Below are 17,131 nucleotides of genomic sequence, written 5' to 3'. Positions count from 1 at the left end.
CGGATCATGACGGACCTGGCGCCGGGTGCGGAGATCGCGGGATATGTCATCGTGCGCCGGGTCGGATCCGGCGGATCGGGCACGGTGTATGTGGCGCGGCATCCGCGGCTACCCCGGTACGCCGCCATCAAGGTGCTCGATCCCACCGGCGTCACCATCGACCGGGAGGCGTGGCGGCGCTTCGAGCGGGAGGCCGATATCACCGCCCGGTTCGACCATCCGAATATCGTGTCCGTCTACGACCGCGGCGTGGACGGCGGCCGCTTGTGGATCGCCATGCAGTTCGTGGAGGGCGCCGATGCTGATGGCCTGCGCGGTATTTCGCCGGACCGGGCGCTGCGGATCGCGGGCGGGGTCGCCTCGGCGCTGGACTACGCGCACGGGAAGGGCGTGCTGCACCGCGATGTGAAGCCGTCGAACATCCTGCTCTCCCCGGCCGGGGACGGGCGCGCGGAGCGAGCCCTGTTGACCGACTTCGGCATCGCGCGGCTGCGCGACGAATCGACCCATCTCACCCGGACCGGGAATATCGCGGCGACCTTCGCCTTCGCCTCGCCGGAACAGATTTCGGGGCAGCCGCTGGATCCGCGCACCGATCAGTACTCGCTGGCCTGCACGCTGTTCGTGCTGCTCACCGATGAGCGGCCGTTCCTGGCGACCGATCTGTTCAGCTGGATCCACATGCACACCCAGGTGCCGCCGCGCCATATCAGCGAGGTGCGCCCGGAACTGCCGGGGAGTTTCGACCCGCTCTTCGACCGGGCGCTGGCCAAACAACCGGAGCAGCGGTTCGCCGGTTGTACGGAATTCGTGGACGCGGTGGCGCGGGCGTGGGAATCCGAATCCGGCTGGACCACCACCGGTCCCGTGCATCCCATGGCCGGAACGCGGGCGCGGGCCGCGCCGACCGTTCCGGTGCCCCCGCCGGTGGGTGCGGTGGGATTCCGGTCGCCGCCGGTCGCGGCGCCCGTGGGGCATCGAGCGCCGGTACCCGCTCGCGGGCGCGGGCAGGGGCCGCTCATTGCGGGAATTCTGTTCGGGGCGGCCGCGATTCTGCTGGCCGGGGCGATCCTGCTGGTCACCGTGAAACTGGAGAGCGGCGGGAATCCCGGCGGCACACCACTGACCGCCGGGGTGAGCGATGCCGTGGATACGGGCGTCCAGCCGACCGGTGTCACCACGGTTCCGACCGTCGCGCCGACCGTCGCCGTGCCGCCGGTGGCGAGCGGGCAGGTTCCGGCGGGATTCGTCGGCACCTGGTCCGGGACCAGCAGTAGCAACAACGACGACTATCGGCTGATCATCTGGCAGGGAAACCTGAACGAGGTGATCATGACCTCGACCGTGTTCCGGGGCGGAAATCTGATCTGCGCCATCGATTACCGGCTACTGGGCTTCGACTCCAGTGCTGTCACCGTCGGTGACGGCGTGCTCACGGCGGGGGTTTCGGGCTGTGTCGTGCAGGGGACGCAGATCCTGCGGTTGAGCGAGGGAACCATTGTGCGTGAGCTGTCCGTCAGCGGGCGGGTGACCTACGTCCGGGTGAGCTGACGCGTTCAGACCAGCGCCCGCACATCCCACACCCATACGCCGTCGACGTATTGCGCAGGAAAACCGAGCAGTTGGTCCATGGTGAGGCGCAGCGTCGTGCCATTGTCGGTCGGCGGCAGCACCAGCACATCGGCCTGCCAGTACCGCAGATCGGCCCAGGCCTGATCGCGCATGGCCTGATCGACCACCGGAACCCGGTTGTCGTGCTGGGCGGTCAACAGCAGCATTGCCGTGGGGCGGCCGTCGGGGCCGTAGCGGCCCTTCTTGTCGCTGCCGGTCGGCCCGACGAAATAGCCTCCGGCGAGCGGGAACTCGAAACCGGAATCGATCTGCCAGCGCAGGGCGCGCGCGTCGGTCGGGGTGGGCGGCGGCACGATCACCACCGAACCGTCGCTCACGTACCGGTTCACGGTGCCGTCGGTGAAGAACACCGGGGTCGGCGCGCGCTGCACGACCGGCAGGATGGTCGGCGCCAGCGGCAGCAGCGCGCAGGCCAGTGCGGCGAACCAGGCCAGCGGCCGCCAGTCGACAGCGGATTCGCGCCAATAGTCCAGTGCGCGCTGGGTGGCCACGGCCAGGATCAGCGCGACGGCCGGAACGGCGGCCATGGTGAAGCGCGATTCCAGCACCGAATTCAGCAGCGGCACATGTTCGAGCCAGCGCCACGGCAACGCCATCCCCGTATCGTCCTTGCCGATCATGAGCGTTGAGCCCAGCGACAGGACGGTGAACAGCGCGATGACCACGGCCGCGGCGCGCACCACGCGCTCGCGCCGCAGCAGCGCGGCGGTCACGGTGACGAGCAGCAGTAGCGGCCAGCCGAAGTAGGAGTTCTCCTCGGTCGGGTTGATGGCCACGTTCTGCCCGTGCATGAGCGTGCCGCCCAGCGATTCCGAGGGGAACTGGAACAGGGCCTTCAGGTCGTTGCCCATGGGGCCGTGGTCGATCATGCGATAGGACTGCGGCCCGAAGAACTGCCACCACAGCGGAATCTCGGTGAGCGCCAGCGTGATCAGCGCCGCCAGCAGCACGGTCGGGGTGACGGCGCGCAGAGTGCGCAGTCCGGCGCGCGGGGCGTGCAGGTAATAGACCACCGCGAACAGGCCGAACGAGAGCGCGAAGATGAGCAGCGGTTCCTCGCCGAGCGCGATCTGCAAGGCCACCAGCAGACCCAGCACGAAGGCATCGCGCACGCTGTGCCCTTTTTGCCCTCCGCTTCGCTCCGGGCGGGTTCGCGGCCCCGAGGTCTCGTTCTTCCCTCCCTCCGCTCCTCCGCTTCCCTCCCTCCGCTCCTCCGCTTCGCTCCCCCGCTCCACTCAGTCCAGAACGAGCGCTCCACCACTCTGCGCTTGGCCGCGAACCATGGGGGTAGTCCACTGCGATGCGTCGTGCCATGCGGATGATCTGGCGCGCGATCAGCGGAAGTAACGCGAGCACTACGAAATTCGGGTGTGCGTTGGCGTGCGAGATCATGGCGGGCGCGAATCCGCAGAACAGGCCGCCGACCGCGGCGGCGAGCTTGGAGTCGACCAGCTCTCGGGAAAACAGCCAGTACCAGGCGAATGCGGTGCCGAACAGGCCGAGGGTGAGAACCAGGACGAAGGTGACGGTCGGCCCGAACAGCAGCGTGACGGGTGTGAGCGGTACCCCGACGCCGAACATGGCGGTATTCGCCATCATGTTCACGCCCTGGGGATAGTTCTGCAGCAGCGTGCCGAGCGGGTTCTCCAGATGGGCGACATTGTGCGCGGTCACGGCGAAGAACCATTCCCACATGGTCTGGTCCTGACCGCTCTTGATCAGGTAGCCATTGCCCGGATGCCGCCATTGCCCGGAGAGCACCAGGACGGCGAGCGCGAGATAGCCCGCCGCCGCCAGCAGATCCGCCCGCGCGAGCCGGATGCGCCGGGCGATCCGCCGGGGGCGGGAAAGCTTGGGGGACGCCGCTTCCGGTGCGATTCGGTCCAGAACCGCTACGGCCGGAGCCGCTTCGGCGCTGCGGCTGACTTCCCGCCCCTGTACCACGCGACAACTCTCCTCTAACCCAGCAAATCAGCGGCCCACGCTACCGGGTGCGACTGAGAACGCGCTGGCAACTGGATGATTTATCCACAGAAAACCGCATCTATCCACAGTTTCCGACCGGGTATCTGTGGATAAGTGATACTCGTCTCGTGTTTCGCTTCAGCGGCGAACGACCAGCGTGAACGGTCCGATATCGGTGATCACGAACTGCGGATCGGTGAACAGCTCCTTCGGCAGAGCAACTGTGTACCGCTTCACATTCGGGTCATTCGGATAGACGTCCTTCGACAGCCGCAGCGTGTACTCATCGCCCGAGCGACGGAACAAGAACGCATCCGGCGCCCGCCACGGGCAATGGTTCAGGGCATCCACGAACTCCGCCGAAGTCTTCATCTTGCTCCACCGCTCGATCTCGGCGGACCGCGCCGCGAAGTCGGCCAGTGGATTCGCGTAATGCGAAGTGAGTGCCTGGAATCCGAAGTACGGATAGATCGCCAGGAAGCTCGTATCGGCCGTCAGCACCACACTGCCGTCCGCCGTCCGCCCCGTCTGCTCCCGCAGCTTCGCGTCGATCTCCTTGTAATACGACACCGCAGACGGCGGCCGCTTGTCCGCCCGCATCCCATCCCCGTCGGTATCGGTGTACGCGGTCGTGATCTCCGCATCGAGCACATGCGGAATGTCCTGACTGAACGCGACCGCTCCCACCAGCGCCAACACGGCGACGACGGGCTTGAACCGCGCTGGCTCGTGCAGCACCTGATAGACCGCCCGCGCGCCCTCGACAAAACCGAACGACCCGGCGGCGGCCAGCAACGCCAGCAGAATCGGCTCCAGCCGGAAAGACAGCAGCGTAGTCCCGGCGGCAGTGGCCGCCATCGACAGCAAGCACCACAGATAGACGGCCACCACGCCGATGCCGAGCGCCTGGGCCCGCCGCGACGACCCGATCCGCAGCACCAGCCAGATGATTCCCAACAGGCAGAACGCCCCGCGCAGCGAGAACTCGGTCATAGGCAGCGGCAGTTCCGAACCTGGTTCAGGCAGATAGTGGAACGCGGTGCCGCCATCGGGCATCTGCCCGCTCAGCAGCTTCAGTAGGAAGGGCAGCCACACGGTGAGCGCCAGCAGACCGGCGATGACTCCCATGCTGATCAGCCGCACCAGGATCGGCCGCACGACATGCCAGCGACCGGGCATCGAATCGCTCGCCACGGGGGCCTGTTCCGCCTGTCCGCCCGACGTGCTGCGCGCCGCCGCCGCACGGTGCCACTGAGTCCGCAGCGCCGAATTCCGTTCCCGCAGCATCAGACCGGCGGCAATCACGGCCATGAGGCAGACGGTGAACACCGCTTCCGCAAAGTACAGGGTGTAGAAGGTCGCGGCCACTCCCAGAAACAGACCGGTCCCGATCACCGCGCCCCAGCCACCAGCGGTCCGATCTACGCCACCCGAGAGCTGTGCGGGTCGGTAAAGCGCCCCCCATGCCAGCAGCAACGCTGGTCCGATGAGCAGCACCAGTACCGCGCTGTACGCCTCCGGTGCGCCATAGGCCAATGTCAGCGCGGTGGTGGCCGCCGCCACGGCGATCGCCCAGTCCGCGCGAATCAGATTCGACCACAACACAAGTGCGACCACCGCCGCCACTGCCAGCCCGATGATCGCGTACGGCTTGAACGCTTCCCATCCGTCGAGCCCGACCAGATTCGCGAACCGCCCGCCGAACCAGAACCACCCGGCTGGATAGAACGGCGGCAACTCCGCATAGTTCATATCCCGCAGCGCCGCACTGTCGGTCAGCCGCGTCAGATACTGCGTCCGAAACTCCTGATCCACCGAAAGTCCGAACAGATACAGCTTCGTAGCAGCCAGCGGCATCCCCAACGTCACCGTCACGAACGTCGAAATCCCGCCCCACGAAAGCAGTTTCGCCACCCACGGCCACCGCCGCACCCGCACCAGCACAATGGCCGCCACCAGCATGGCCAGCGCCACCGCCTGCCCCACGGTGGTCAGCGCCCGGGTCACATTGGACGAATTGAACGCAGGCCAGTCCACCATCGAGAACGCCACCAGCCCGACCCCGGCCACCGCCGCCGCGACAACAGCCGCCAGCGCGGCCTCACCGATCGCGCCCCCGGCCTGCCGCGCCAACAGCACCCCCGGGCCGCTCGTCTGTTCGCTCATTCGCACTCCGCCTCCGGATTCGTATCCTGGACCGCCCAGCAGCCTAACCACTCCGCGCCGCCACGAATTGTCACCGCCACCACCGCAGCGCGCCGTTCCAGCCGCACGCTCGCCGCACACGTACACCGCCGCGACCGGTCAGACTTCGGGCACGCCCTGCAACGCAGCTGGGGTTCCAGGGGCTTTGCCCCTGAGAGTCTCGAGAGTTGTTCTTCCATACGCGACGAGCGGCGGCCAGTTGGCCACCGCTCGTCGGTGTCGAGAGTTGCTTGCCCGCGCTCTCCATGTTGGGGTTTCAGGGGCTTGCCCCTGAGAGTCCCGAGAGTTGGTCTGTCTAGATGGGCAGGCGGCGGAAGACCGCGCGGGGGATGTGGCGCAGGATCATCATGACGAAGCGGAAAGCGCCTGGGGCCCAGACGATTTCCTTGCCCTTTTCCGAGGCCGCGACAGCCAGTGCCGCCACGTCTTCCTTGTCGACGGTGAGGGGGGCCTCGTCGACGTGGGCGGACATGCGCGTGCGGACCTGGCCGGGGCGGATGACCGTGACGTGGGGGCCGTGCGGGCGCAGGGCCTCGCCGAGGCCGAGGTAGAAGCCGTCCAGGCCCGCCTTGGTGGAGCCGTACACGAAGTTGGAGCGGCGGACGCGCTCACCGGCCACGGAGGACATGGCGATGATGCGGCCGTAACCCTGGGCCTTGAACTTCTCGCCGAGCAGGACGCCGACGGACACCGCGGCGGTGTAGTTGAGCTCGGCGGCCATGACGGCCTTGCGCTGGTCCTGCCACAGTTCCTCGGCATCGCCGAGCATGCCGAAGGCCACGATGGCGACATCGACGTCACCGTGGCTCCAGGCCTGGTCGATGACCTTGGGATGGGAGTCCATCTCGAGGGCGTCGAAGTCGATGACCTCGACCTCGGAGGCTCCCGCCGCTTTCATCTGGGCGACGGCGTCCTCGCGCAGCGGATCATTGGGCAGCGCCGCCAGGATGATGCGGGCCGGACCCTTCTCCAGGTACTTCGCGCAGATGGCGAGACCGATCTCGGAGGTGCCGCCGAGCAGCAGAATGGACTGCGGATTTCCTACCGCGTTGATCACTGAAGCTCCAGCCTTCGTGCCATATCGGACATGAAAACGCCTGTGGGGTCGACACTTCGGCGGATCTTGATCCACTCGTCGATCCGCGGGTACATCTGGTGGAAGGTTTCCGCGGTGGTGCGGGAATCCTTCGCGGTGTAGAGGCGGCCACCGAATTCGAGCACACGCTTGTCGAGCTCGGTGACGAGTTCGTTGAGACCCGGCTTGATCGGGAAGTCCACGCAGATGTTCCAGCCCGGCATCGGGAAGCTCAACGGGGCCTGGTTACCCGGACCGAACAGCTTGAAAACGTTCAGCGCCGAGTAGTGCCCGGAAGCCTGGATATCGATGATGATGTTCTTGAATTCATCGACGGCCTCGGTCGGAACCACGAACTGGTACTGCAGGAAGCCGTTCGAACCGTAGCCGCGGTTCCACTCCGAGATCATGTCCAGCGGGTGGTAGAACTGCGTCAGGTTCTGCACCTTGCCGGTGTAGTTCCCGCCCATGGCGTAGTAAGCCTCGCCGATCGCGGACAGCGTCAGCTTGTTCATGGTGAAGTTCGGAAAGATGTCCGGCACCGTCATCAAATGCGGCGCATCGAACTTCAGCGGCTTCTTCTGCAACCGCTTCGGCAGCTCATCGACCTTCGCCAACCGGCCGCGAGTGATGCAGGCACGCCCCAACTTCGGCAGCGGGCTGATCACATCGAACCACGCGCTCGAATAGGTGTAGTCGGCTTCACTGCCGTCGCTGTGCGCCGCAATGGTTTCGTCCAGCGTGGTGGTCTTCACGCCGTCATTGATGAAGTAGGCCGTCTCCGTCGGCGCCATCTCGATGGTGGCGCGCAGGATGATGCCGGTCAGACCATTGCCGCCGACCGTCGCCCAGAACAGTTTGGCGTTCTTGCGCGGCCCGATGTGCTGCACGGTGCCGTCGGCGGTGAGCAGATCGATGGACCGCACATGGTTGCCGAAGGAGCCCTCGGAGTGGTGGTTCTTACCGTGGATATCGGAGGCGATGGCGCCGCCGATGGTGACCTGCCGCGTGCCCGGTAGCACCGGCACCCACAGTCCGAACGGCAGCGCCGCCTTCATGAGCTGGTCCAGGCTGACGCCGCCGTCCACGTCGACCAGGCGCGAATCGCGGTCGATGCGGTGGATGCGGTTGAGCGCCGGCATATCGATGACCAGGCCGCCGGAGTTCTGCGCGTGGTCACCGTAGGAGCGGCCCAGACCGCGCGCGATGACGCCGCGGCGCAGATGCGCGGGCTTGGAGTCGTTGTCCTCCGCGACCATGACGACCGCTTTGGCGATCAGCTCCGGGTCACTGGTGGAGAGCACTTCGGAGGTGGTGGGTGCGGTGCGACCCCATCCGGTCAACGTGCGAGTCCGCGTCGGCAGTTCGTAGGAAGAGCCGGTCGACGCTGTGTCCGCACCTTCGCTCGCCGAGCTGTCGGCGGCTTCCGTGGTGGTCTGAGCTTTCGTGGACATCGGGATAGAGACTACAGACATAACCGGACAGCGGGCTTGTGTCGCTCATCGCGGGGGCTACTCTTTCGCCTTGTGACCGCGGAACCCCATCTGCCCCTCCCGCCCGAGCTGCCCCTGGTCGACGAACCGGGCGGTACGGACGTTGATCTCAAAACGCAGATCATCCGGTTCGGCCTCACCGGCGGGTTCTCCGCCATTGTCGACTTCGGCCTCTACACCCTGCTGTTCCAGCTGGTCGGTGTGCCCTTGGCCATAGCGAAGTCCATCAGCTTCATCGCGGGAACCACCACCGCCTACCTCATCAACCGCCGCTGGACGTTCAAGGCCGAGCCCAGCCGGAAGCGTTTCGTGGCGGTGGTGATCCTCTACGGCCTGACCTTCGCCCTTCAAGTGGGTATCAATCAGGTCTGTTACTACGCGCTGCCCGATGCGTGGTGGCGGATCTGGCTGGCCTTCGGCATCGCCCAGGGCACCGCCACCGTGATCAACTTCATCGTGCAGCGCGCGGTCATCTTCAAGATCCACTAGTACTCGGCCAGGGCGGCGTGGGCCTCTTCCTTGGCATGGAAGAAGTCGCCGCCCTTGGCGCGGATATTGTCGGTGCCCCACTGACGGGCCTCGCGGCGGGCGGGGACGAGGTGGGGGATGTGTTTGCGGCAGTGGATGTAGGCCTCTTCGATATCGACCACCACCCAGCGTTCGGGGACGCGGCCGCGTTCGTTCGGCGGGAGGCCGGGAACGCAGCGGCGCATGAGCCGGTCGTCGACTATGCGGGCGGTGCCATTGATGTGCAGGCCGATGAGATCCTGCACGAAGTCGATCATGAGGATGCCCACGTGCGGGTTTTCCAGGACATTGCCCAGGCTGGCCATGACGCCGTTACCGCGGTATTCGGGATAGGCGACGGTGGCTTCGTCGATGACGTGCAGGAAGCCGGGCTGTCCGGCGCGGAAACTGCAATCGCATTCGCCGTGCTTATCCGAGGTCGCGATGAAGGCCATGTCCATCCGGCGAATGAAATCGATCATATGGGTGTTCAATCGATTCCGGACTTGATCGGAGTAGAAGCGTTCCGCGCGGTCTTGTGTGCCGTAGCGCTCCTGGAGTTCCCGTTCGCCGTCGCTGCCGTTTCTGATACCGGGCATCGTGCGCCCCCTTTGGTAGCTGAATACCGGATGGAAGAGGCTCGGCCACGAACATCGGCCATCCGAAATCCTATACGGTTTAACTATTTTCATGTGGCGAATGAGTGAACCGGCCATCTGCCCTGATAGGGCATGGTCGACTGGCGCCGGACAAACCTTCCCGACGGAGGATCCTCCCGGATGAAAACGTCCGCAAGGGACCAAAGTCTCTTAGCTGTAGGTGCGCTGATCTTGAATTCGGGGCGCGAGTCGGCGAGATCCCCAGGGGGCGCGCCTGTTTCGCAATCCTGAATTATCCTTTTTGCATAGTTTTGTCCGGATTTCGCACGGCGACATCCCCCTTGCCGCGCCGAATCTAGCGCGCCTTCTTCTCCAGCCGGGCGCGATCGACCACCGTCACCGCACCCCGCCCGAGCCGCACCACACCTTGATCCTCCAGCTCGCGCAGCACTTTGTTTGCTGTGGCCCGCGTGGTGCCCGCCATGGACGCGAGATCTTCTTGCGTCAACCGGATGAGCGAGGGTTTGCCGCGCTCGTCCCCGTACACATTCGCCAGATGCGCCAGCCGCCGCAGCACCCGCGTCTCCACCGGCAGATACAGCGCCTCCAGCACCGCCGCCGACAACCGCCGCACCTGCGCCGCGAGCGATGTCGTCAGGAACCGCTCCACCTGCGGGTAATTCGAGCGCAACCGTTCCAGCTGCGCCCGGTTCAAGGTCAGCGTCTGGGCATCGGTCACCGCCACGATGGTCGCGGTGCGCCGCGCGTCCGGGCTGAGCAGCGCCTGCTCCCCGAACATGTCGCCGGGCCCCAGAATGGTGAGCGTCGCGGTATGTCCGAGCGGCGTGGTGACCCGCACGATCAACCGCCCCGCCAGAATCAGATGCAGGCTGTCGCCGGGATCGCCCTCGTGGCAGACGATATCGCGGCGCCGGAACTTGCGCGGCGTGCACGCGGCAATGAACTCCCGCCGCTCCTCCGGTGAAAGTCCGTCCAGCAGTTCGAATCTCATTATCGCAAGGCCACCAATTCGTAGACGGCGACCGGCTGGCTCTTGCCCTTGATATCGAAGTCGCCCAAATCCTTCACCTCGGCCCGCGCCCCGAGCCGCTCCCGGGTGAGCGGTCCGACCACCACCGATCCCGGATCCGCCAGCGCCTCCAGGCGCGCCGCCAGATTGGTGGTATCGCCGATGGCGGTGAAATTCCGCATTTCCCGGGCACCCACATTCCCGACAATGGCGGGCCCGGTATTCACCCCGACCCGGAACATCGGCCAGGACATTTCCGCCGCACCATCCATCCCCTCCCCAACCGCCGCCGTCGCCCGCTGCAAAGCCAGCCCGGCCCGCGCCGCCCGCAGCGCGTGATCCCGCTGCCGCACCGGCGCATTGAAGATGGCCATCACCGCATCGCCCACGAACTGCACCACCGTCCCGCCCTCGGCCAGGATCTCCGGCACGATGGCCCCGTAGTAGGTGTTCAACATGCGCATGACCGCCGCGGGCCCGGCCTTCTCGGCGAACGGCGTGTACCCGCGCAGATCCGCCATGAGCACGCTGACTTCGTGCACCTCACCGCCCAGCCCGGCCTGTGACGGATCGGCCAGCAGCGTGGTCGCCACCTGCGGCGACATATACGACCGGAACAGCCCGTCCAATTGCTGATAGAGCCGCGCGTTCTCCAGCACCACCGAGGCCTGCGCCGCGAACGAGCGCGCCACCGCGTGCTCTGCCGGTCCCAGCCCGGGATTCGGCTCCCCGTAACTGGTGCGCGGCCCATAGATCGCATCCACCGGATCGGGCCGTACGGCAACCGGCCTCCAGCCGAAACCGCGCCGAGCCACCGCGTCACTCGCGCCGGGGGCAGGCCCGACCGTGCCGGGGGCAGCTCCACTCGCGCCGAGGACGGAGCCACCCGGGCCGGGGACAGAGCCGACCGCCGCGACCGCGGCGGCGGTTGGCTGTTCCGGACCGCCCATTCGCGTGAGTTCCAGGACTCCGGCCTGGATCCCCTTGACGGTCAAGGGGAATGCGTACGCGCCGGGATTGGGCGGCCCGCCGTCGCCGAATACCAGTCGCCCGCGCTGGACGACCCCGAGGCGGACCACGTCCCGTTCGAAGGCATGCGCGGCCAGCTGCTGAATCTCGGTGAGCAAATGGTTCTCTCCGCGAATGACATTGGCGCGCTCGCCGACCGCGACCAATGCGCCCAGCCGTCGCACTTGCTCGCGTTCGTCGCCGAGCGCGCGGGCGCTCTGCTGCAGCACCGCCACCTGTCGCTCGGTGAGCCCGAAGCGCCGGGCCAGCTGCTGCCCGACCGCGCCGAGCGGTTCGGTCGCGGACACGCCGCCACTGGCTCGCTGATCGAGCGCGGCCACCATCTCCTCCAGCGCCCGGTCGTAATCGCGCTGGATGGCGGCGACGGTACTGCGCTGGGTGACGCTGTCGAACAGCCCGCGCGCCGACCCTTCCCGCACGAAGCTGCGATGCGCGCTGACGGCAATGAGCGCGAACGCCACCCCCAGCAGCACATGCCACTCCCACCACGACATCCGCCAGCTGCGCCCGAACCCGACCGCGAACATGGCCTCGGCCAGCAGAACGAACGCGGTCAGCACGCTGAGCAGCACCGTGCTGCGATCGCGCAGATACCGCACGGCATAGGCCACGGCCGCGATGAGATAGCACGCGCCGCCCACGAAGGCCATGGCCACCAGGGGCCCCTGCGCCTCGGACGCATCGGGCGCGGCGTCGAACGGCGGCACCCGGGTCAGCGACAGCAGCGCCCACACCGACATGACCGTGATCGGCAGTACCGCGAGCACTTCGGTATAGCGGTGCAGCGGCCCGGTGGGCCCGTAGTCCACCACCGAGGCCAGCGCCGCCGCACCGCCGAGAATCATGCCGACCGGCACCGCGACGGTGAAGCCGACATTCGGCTCCGCCACGATGATGCCGGGCGTGGCCAGCGCGTGCAGGGCCAGGAAGCCCGAATTCAGCTGGAACACCAGCGAAACCAGGATCAGCCGCATATCCCGGCGCGCTCGCGCCGCGCGCAGCATGAGCACGCCCAGCCCCAGCGACAGCAGCGCCGCGCCGAGGATCAACCAGAAATGCACGCCGTGATGCTGGAATTCGTGATCCAGATGCGGCCGCGCCACCAGCAGCGCCAAACCCGCGGCGGGCAGCGCGACATGCACGGCCCACAAACCTATTCGCATGAAGGACATTCCGTTCCCCCCTCGTGAACAGCAGTGAGCGGTGCCCGGCCGCGCGCACGACGGTCCTGCGCGCGGCCCAGCGGTGCGTCCCGCCGCGGCGCTCGGGAAGCGGTCACCACATCGCCCCCGGTCAGGCCGGGCTGAGCGTCACCGGCACGCCGTTGAACACGGCATTGCCGGAGGGCACGTCAACCAGCGAATCATCGGTCAGCGCATTGGCGTTCACCCCGGCGTGGGCGCGCGCCACCTGCTGGTCGCTCGCACCGTGCCCCCAGCCGTGCGGCAGGCTCACCACTCCGGGCATGACATCCTCGGTGGGCTCGATATCCACCGTGAGGCTGCCCGCCGCCGACTTCACCACGGCCTGCCCGTTCAGCCCGAGCCGGAGCACATCGTCGGGGTGAATCTGCAGCGTGCACCGATTCGACCCGCCCACCAGCGGCGCCACATTGTGCGACCAGCTGTTGTTGGAGCGCAGTTGCCGCCGCCCGACCAGCACCATCTCCGGCTGTTCGGCCGGTAGGCGCTCCCGCAGTCGCGCCACATCGGCGATCAGCTGCGGCGGCGCGAGTTCCACCTGCCGCGATGCCGTGCGCAGCGCCTCCGGCAGCCGCGGCCGCAGCGGTCCCAGATCGAGGCCGTGTGGATTGTCCAGCAGCACTTGCAGAGTCAGCTCACCGCCGTTCCACGCGCCGTAGGGGCCCAGCCGCAGCATCAGGTCGATGCGCTGTTCAGTGGTGTTCGCGCCCAGCAGTTCATTGCGCTGATCCGCCATGCCCGCCTTGTGCAGCGTTCCGGCGATGACGATCTCGTCGACCACGGTCAGCGGATCCAGACCGGGCTGCGGCTCCTGCCCGCTCACCGCCAGCGCCAGTCGCGCCAGCACCGCCGCCTCGGACGGCCGGTCGCCGAGCGGTACCAGCGGCCGCGAGTACCGCGCGTAATTGCGCACCGCGAACTGCAACAGCGCGAAGTCGTAGTGCGGCGACTGCACGATGCGCGGCGGCGGCAGGATGACATCGGCATGCCGGGTGGTCTCGTTGAGATACCGGTCCACGCTCACCATGAACTCCAGCCCGGCGAAGGCGGCGTCCAGCCGCGTACCGCTGGGCGCGGACAGCACCGGATTGCCCGTCACCGTCACCATGGCCCGGATCTGCCCCTCGCCCGGGGTGAGAATCTCGTCCGCGAGGGTGGCGACGGGCAGTTCGCCCAGGGCCTCGGGCAGTCCGCGCACCCGGCTGGTCCACCGTCCGGGCCGGAACGGCCTGCTGCGCACGATGCCCAGCGCCGCGCCGTGGGGGAACATGGCCCCGCCCGGCGCGTCCAGATTGCCGGTCAGCACATTGACGACATCCACCAGCCACTGCGTGAGGGTGCCGAATTCCGCTGTACAGGTGCCGATTCGCGCGTAGACGGCGGCGGTCGGCGCGGCCGCCAGCTCCCGCGCCAGGCGCACGATGGTGGCTTCGTCCACCCCGGTGCGGGCCGCGACCACGCCGGGCGGGAAGGCCGCCGCGGCGGCGCGGACCTCCTCGACCCCCCGCACCGGCACCAGAATATCGGTGAGCCCCTCCGCGAACAGCGTGTGCACGATCCCGAACAACAGGTACGCATCGCTGCCCGGCCGGACGAACAGATGCTCGTCGGCCAGCTTCGCGGTGCGGGTGCGCCGCGGATTCACCACCACGAATTTCCCGCCCCGCTGCCGCAGGGCCTTCAGCCGCCCGGGGAAATCCGGTGCGGTGCACAACGATCCATTGGACTCGAGCGGATTCGCCCCCAGCATGAGCAGATAGTCGGTCCGATCCAGGTCCGGCACCGCCACGGTGAGCGGATCCCCGAACAGCAGCCCGCTCGACACCTGTTTGGGCATCTGGTCGGCGGTGCTGGCGGAGAACATGTTTCGCGTCGCCAGCGCCCGGATGAGTACCGGCACGTACAGCGCCCCGGCCACGGTGTGGGCATTGGGATTACCCAAATACAGGCCCACGGACTGATTTCCGTGCGCGGCGGTGATCTGCGGCAGCCGCTCCCGGATGGCCCCGAACGCTTCCTCCCAGCTCGCCGCCCGCCACCGCCCGGTGGCGCGATCGCGAATCATGGGTTCGGTCAGGCGATCCGGATCCTCGTCGAGGTGCCCGAGCGTGGCGCCCTTGGGGCAGATGAAACCGCGGCTGAACGGATCGGCCTGGTCGCCCCGTATGGACGTGATGTGATTGTCGTTGTCCAGGGTGAGCTCGAGCCCGCACACCGCTTCGCAGAGCGGGCAGGTGCGCAGCAGTTTCCGGGTGCTGTCCGTGACGGCGGTCATAATCAATGATCGCGCGTTACCGGGCAAGACGTATCACTTCCGCATCAACCACGCCGCGGTTGACCTGATCCAGCCACGTCGCCGTGCCGATAGCGCACTTGTGTCAGCGTGTTGACACAGGGCGCGTGTGCGCGCGTACAGACCCGATGCGGCCCCGCGACCAGGCTGGGCCCATGCGCTTCCTCGATCGGACACAAGCCCTCGACGCCCTGCTCAGCGCCCGGGAGGATGTGGCGGCGGGCGCCGCCACGGTGGTCGCGGTGACCATCGGCGGTGCGCCCGGCCTCTTCGTCCGGACTCCGGAGCCCACCCCGCCCGATGCGGCCGCCGCCGCGCGCCTGCCGCGGCTCACCGCCCGGCAGCGCGATGTGCTGGATCTGGTGTGCGCGGGCCTGACCAATGCCGAGATCGCCGACTATCTGGTGCTCTCCATCCGCACCGTCGACCACCACGTCTCGGCGATCCTGCGCAAGCTGAACGTCCGCACCCGCTGCGATGCCCGCGCCCTCGTGCTGAACCAGGCGCTACCGCGTCAACTGGGCCATCCGGTGCGCCCCAGAACAGCACTCCTGCATCAGAATTCACACCAGTCGCGAATCGGCCCCCGCAGCGCCTGATTCGCGTCCGGCCGACGCTCTCACCTCGTTGCATATCGAACAGCAATCACAAAGCAACGTTTCAATGCAAGTACGCGAAAACCGCGGGTGCCGGGGAGCACCCGCGGTTTTCGCGGTCCTAGCGCTTACTCAGGAAGCGATACGCGACACCTGCGGCATGACGCCCTTCGCGGCGGCGCGCACCGCGGCGGCAATGGCCACCACCGGCGGCACCCAGCGCGCCTCGTGCGGAGCCACTTCCCAGCTCGCGGAGCCGGCCGACAGCTGGGTCGGCGGCAGCGGGATGCCGTCGCCGTCGGTGTAGACGACCGCGCCGGACGCGCGCAGCGCCTCGATGGCCATACCGGCCTTGCCGATCCCCGTGACCAGGTGGATCTCGCGGCGCTCGGCGCCCGGGATCTCGATGATCGGGCCCGTCATGTCATTGGCCCGCAGAAAGCGGCGGACGAATGCGGCCGTCTCGCCGGTGACCTCGATGCCCGCCACCGTGTCGTCGGTGATCAGGCAGATGCCGTTGGCGGTTTCGGCGACCGTCCAGCCGCGCTGGATGCAGTCCTGCGCAGATGCGGCCACCGCGGCCGCCGAGACGGAAGACGAAATCGTCGTACGCACTGGTTTCTCCATTCCCCGGTAGAACTTCTGTGATGCTCTGTGCGGCCTATCGGCACGGGGTGTTCGCGGCGTTACACGTTCTTTTTTCTCCGGGTTCGCTTGTGGCCCTTATCGAGACCATCCATAGCTGTCGTGACTTGAAAGTGACTCTGTCACTTCGATGACACAACCCGGATTCACGTCCACTGCCTGCGATAACGCCGTCAAGGGTGCTTTCGCGGCCGTGCGCGGCTATGCACCACCTGTCCGGGACAGTGTTGTAGAACACATCTCGCACCCGATGCGCCGCGCATGCGATACCGGTGACACTTCGCATGGCTGAATCGGCCTGTGCGAGAGGAGATCGTCGGCATGACCGACCAAACGGGCGGGGGCCCGGCGGAGCTCGAGCATTTCGAGGAACCCGTCGAACCCTTCGCCAGCCCCGGTGCTTTCAAGTCCTGGAGCGTGGACGCCGTGCGCGCCCTGCTGGACCTGCAGTTCCACCGCGCGGCCACCCGGACCCTGCTGCCGCTGGCCTACATGCTGGGCCTGCTCGGCGCGTTCGCCATCCCGGCCACCTGCACGGTGCTGCTGTGGCGGGTGTCCATGCTGCTCGGCCTGGCCTTCGGCGTGGTGGTCGCGGTGCCGCTGGGTCTGGTCATCGCCGCCGTGGTGCGCCTGCTGCTGGAGTTCGTGCTCAATGCGGCCCGGCTGGCGGCGCGGGTGGAGCACATCTCCGAACTCGCCGACGATCTGTTCCAGGCGCTGTCGGATGTGGCCGAACCGGTCAATCAGCTCTCGGAAGATGTTCGTGCGGTGCAGTTCTGGCGCTTCCGCGGCCGCGCGTCCCGGAAATAGCAGGCCGGAAACCGAGATCGCGCGGATCTCTGTGGGCGGCTCGTTCGTGG

General features: G+C 67.3%; 12 protein-coding genes and 1 pseudogene. 4 read left to right on the top strand and 9 right to left on the bottom strand.

Annotated features, from left to right (window positions below; translation table 11 throughout):
- The first annotated feature begins 6 nt into the window (after positions 1-6).
- Positions 7-1,551, top strand: a complete 1,545-nt coding sequence (locus tag NC4_RS03240) for a serine/threonine-protein kinase (protein WP_157554199.1) — start codon at positions 7-9, stop codon at positions 1,549-1,551.
- Positions 1,552-1,556: 5 nt separating this feature from the next.
- On the opposite strand, the pseudogene NC4_RS03235 reads toward NC4_RS03240, so the two are convergent.
- From NC4_RS03235 to dprE1, 4 genes and pseudogenes are all read right to left on the bottom strand, one after another.
- Positions 1,557-3,327, bottom strand: a pseudogene (locus tag NC4_RS03235) (glycosyl transferase).
- Between the two features lie 408 nt (positions 3,328-3,735).
- Positions 3,736-5,763, bottom strand: coding sequence for a galactan 5-O-arabinofuranosyltransferase (locus tag NC4_RS03220; RefSeq protein ID WP_067531995.1), 2,028 nt, complete (start codon positions 5,761-5,763; stop codon positions 3,736-3,738).
- 334 nt (positions 5,764-6,097) lie between these two features.
- Complete coding sequence (gene dprE2 / locus NC4_RS03215) at positions 6,098-6,859, bottom strand: decaprenylphospho-beta-D-erythro-pentofuranosid-2-ulose 2-reductase (RefSeq protein ID WP_067531994.1); 762 nt, start codon at positions 6,857-6,859, stop codon at positions 6,098-6,100.
- Entirely contained in the window at positions 6,856-8,331 is a 1,476-nt protein-coding gene (gene dprE1, locus NC4_RS03210; protein ID WP_067531992.1) for a decaprenylphosphoryl-beta-D-ribose oxidase, read from the bottom strand. The genes dprE2 and dprE1 overlap by 4 nt, the downstream gene beginning before the upstream one ends.
- Positions 8,332-8,403: 72 nt before the next feature.
- Between dprE1 and NC4_RS03205 the strand changes: the two genes are divergently transcribed.
- Positions 8,404-8,859: a GtrA family protein gene (locus NC4_RS03205; protein WP_084528397.1), complete on the top strand. Its 456-nt coding sequence runs from the start codon at positions 8,404-8,406 to the stop codon at positions 8,857-8,859.
- On the opposite strand, the gene NC4_RS03200 is transcribed toward NC4_RS03205, so the two are convergent.
- The 4 genes from NC4_RS03200 to NC4_RS03185 all read right to left on the bottom strand — a co-directional run bounded on the left by NC4_RS03200 (position 8,856) and on the right by NC4_RS03185 (position 15,012).
- Entirely contained in the window at positions 8,856-9,476 is a 621-nt protein-coding gene (locus NC4_RS03200) for a pyridoxamine 5'-phosphate oxidase family protein (protein ID WP_067531989.1), read from the bottom strand. The two genes, NC4_RS03205 and NC4_RS03200, sit on opposite strands and share 4 nt — an antisense overlap.
- 355 nt (positions 9,477-9,831) lie before the next feature.
- Entirely contained in the window at positions 9,832-10,488 is a 657-nt protein-coding gene (locus NC4_RS03195; protein ID WP_067531987.1) for a Crp/Fnr family transcriptional regulator, read from the bottom strand.
- A complete protein-coding gene (locus NC4_RS03190; RefSeq protein ID WP_169814716.1) occupies positions 10,488-12,698 on the bottom strand; it encodes an adenylate/guanylate cyclase domain-containing protein in 2,211 nt (736 codons plus the stop codon). The genes NC4_RS03195 and NC4_RS03190 overlap by 1 nt, the downstream gene beginning before the upstream one ends.
- 130 nt (positions 12,699-12,828) lie before the next feature.
- Positions 12,829-15,012, bottom strand: a complete 2,184-nt coding sequence (locus NC4_RS03185) for a molybdopterin-dependent oxidoreductase (RefSeq protein WP_067531983.1) — start codon at positions 15,010-15,012, stop codon at positions 12,829-12,831.
- A 173-nt stretch (positions 15,013-15,185) separates the two neighbouring features.
- Here NC4_RS03185 and NC4_RS03180 point away from each other — a divergent pair, with 173 nt between their 5' ends.
- A complete protein-coding gene (locus NC4_RS03180; RefSeq protein WP_067531981.1) occupies positions 15,186-15,629 on the top strand; it encodes a response regulator transcription factor in 444 nt (147 codons plus the stop codon).
- Between the two features lie 129 nt (positions 15,630-15,758).
- Here NC4_RS03180 and NC4_RS03175 read toward each other — a convergent pair whose 3' ends face one another.
- Positions 15,759-16,241, bottom strand: a complete 483-nt coding sequence (locus NC4_RS03175; protein ID WP_067532369.1) for a hypothetical protein — start codon at positions 16,239-16,241, stop codon at positions 15,759-15,761.
- Between the two features lie 351 nt (positions 16,242-16,592).
- On the opposite strand from NC4_RS03175, the gene NC4_RS03170 reads away from it, so the two are divergent.
- Entirely contained in the window at positions 16,593-17,081 is a 489-nt protein-coding gene (locus NC4_RS03170; RefSeq protein WP_084528430.1) for a DUF4282 domain-containing protein, read from the top strand.
- Positions 17,082-17,131: the final 50 nt, after the last annotated feature.

Origin of the sequence: Nocardia crassostreae (assembly GCF_001613405.1) — a bacterium.
GTDB lineage: Bacteria > Actinomycetota > Actinomycetes > Mycobacteriales > Mycobacteriaceae > Nocardia > Nocardia crassostreae.
Note: the sequence above shows the minus strand (reverse complement) of the source record. Positions and strands in the feature narration are given on the sequence as shown.

What these genes read in the sequence shown, in the direction of transcription:
- dprE1 (WP_067531992.1), bottom strand. Translation starts at nt 8,331, where the DNA reads ATGTCCACGAAAGCTCAGACCACCACGGAAGCCGCCGACAGCTCGGCG.
- NC4_RS03200 (WP_067531989.1), bottom strand. Translation starts at nt 9,476, where the DNA reads ATGCCCGGTATCAGAAACGGCAGCGACGGCGAACGGGAACTCCAGGAG.
- NC4_RS03190 (WP_169814716.1), bottom strand. Translation starts at nt 12,698, where the DNA reads ATGCGAATAGGTTTGTGGGCCGTGCATGTCGCGCTGCCCGCCGCGGGT.
- NC4_RS03220 (WP_067531995.1), bottom strand. Translation starts at nt 5,763, where the DNA reads ATGAGCGAACAGACGAGCGGCCCGGGGGTGCTGTTGGCGCGGCAGGCC.
- NC4_RS03170 (WP_084528430.1), top strand. Translation starts at nt 16,593, where the DNA reads ATGACCGACCAAACGGGCGGGGGCCCGGCGGAGCTCGAGCATTTCGAG.
- NC4_RS03195 (WP_067531987.1), bottom strand. Translation starts at nt 10,488, where the DNA reads ATGAGATTCGAACTGCTGGACGGACTTTCACCGGAGGAGCGGCGGGAG.
- NC4_RS03180 (WP_067531981.1), top strand. Translation starts at nt 15,186, where the DNA reads ATGCGCTTCCTCGATCGGACACAAGCCCTCGACGCCCTGCTCAGCGCC.
- NC4_RS03185 (WP_067531983.1), bottom strand. Translation starts at nt 15,012, where the DNA reads ATGACCGCCGTCACGGACAGCACCCGGAAACTGCTGCGCACCTGCCCG.
- NC4_RS03240 (WP_157554199.1), top strand. Translation starts at nt 7, where the DNA reads ATGACGGACCTGGCGCCGGGTGCGGAGATCGCGGGATATGTCATCGTG.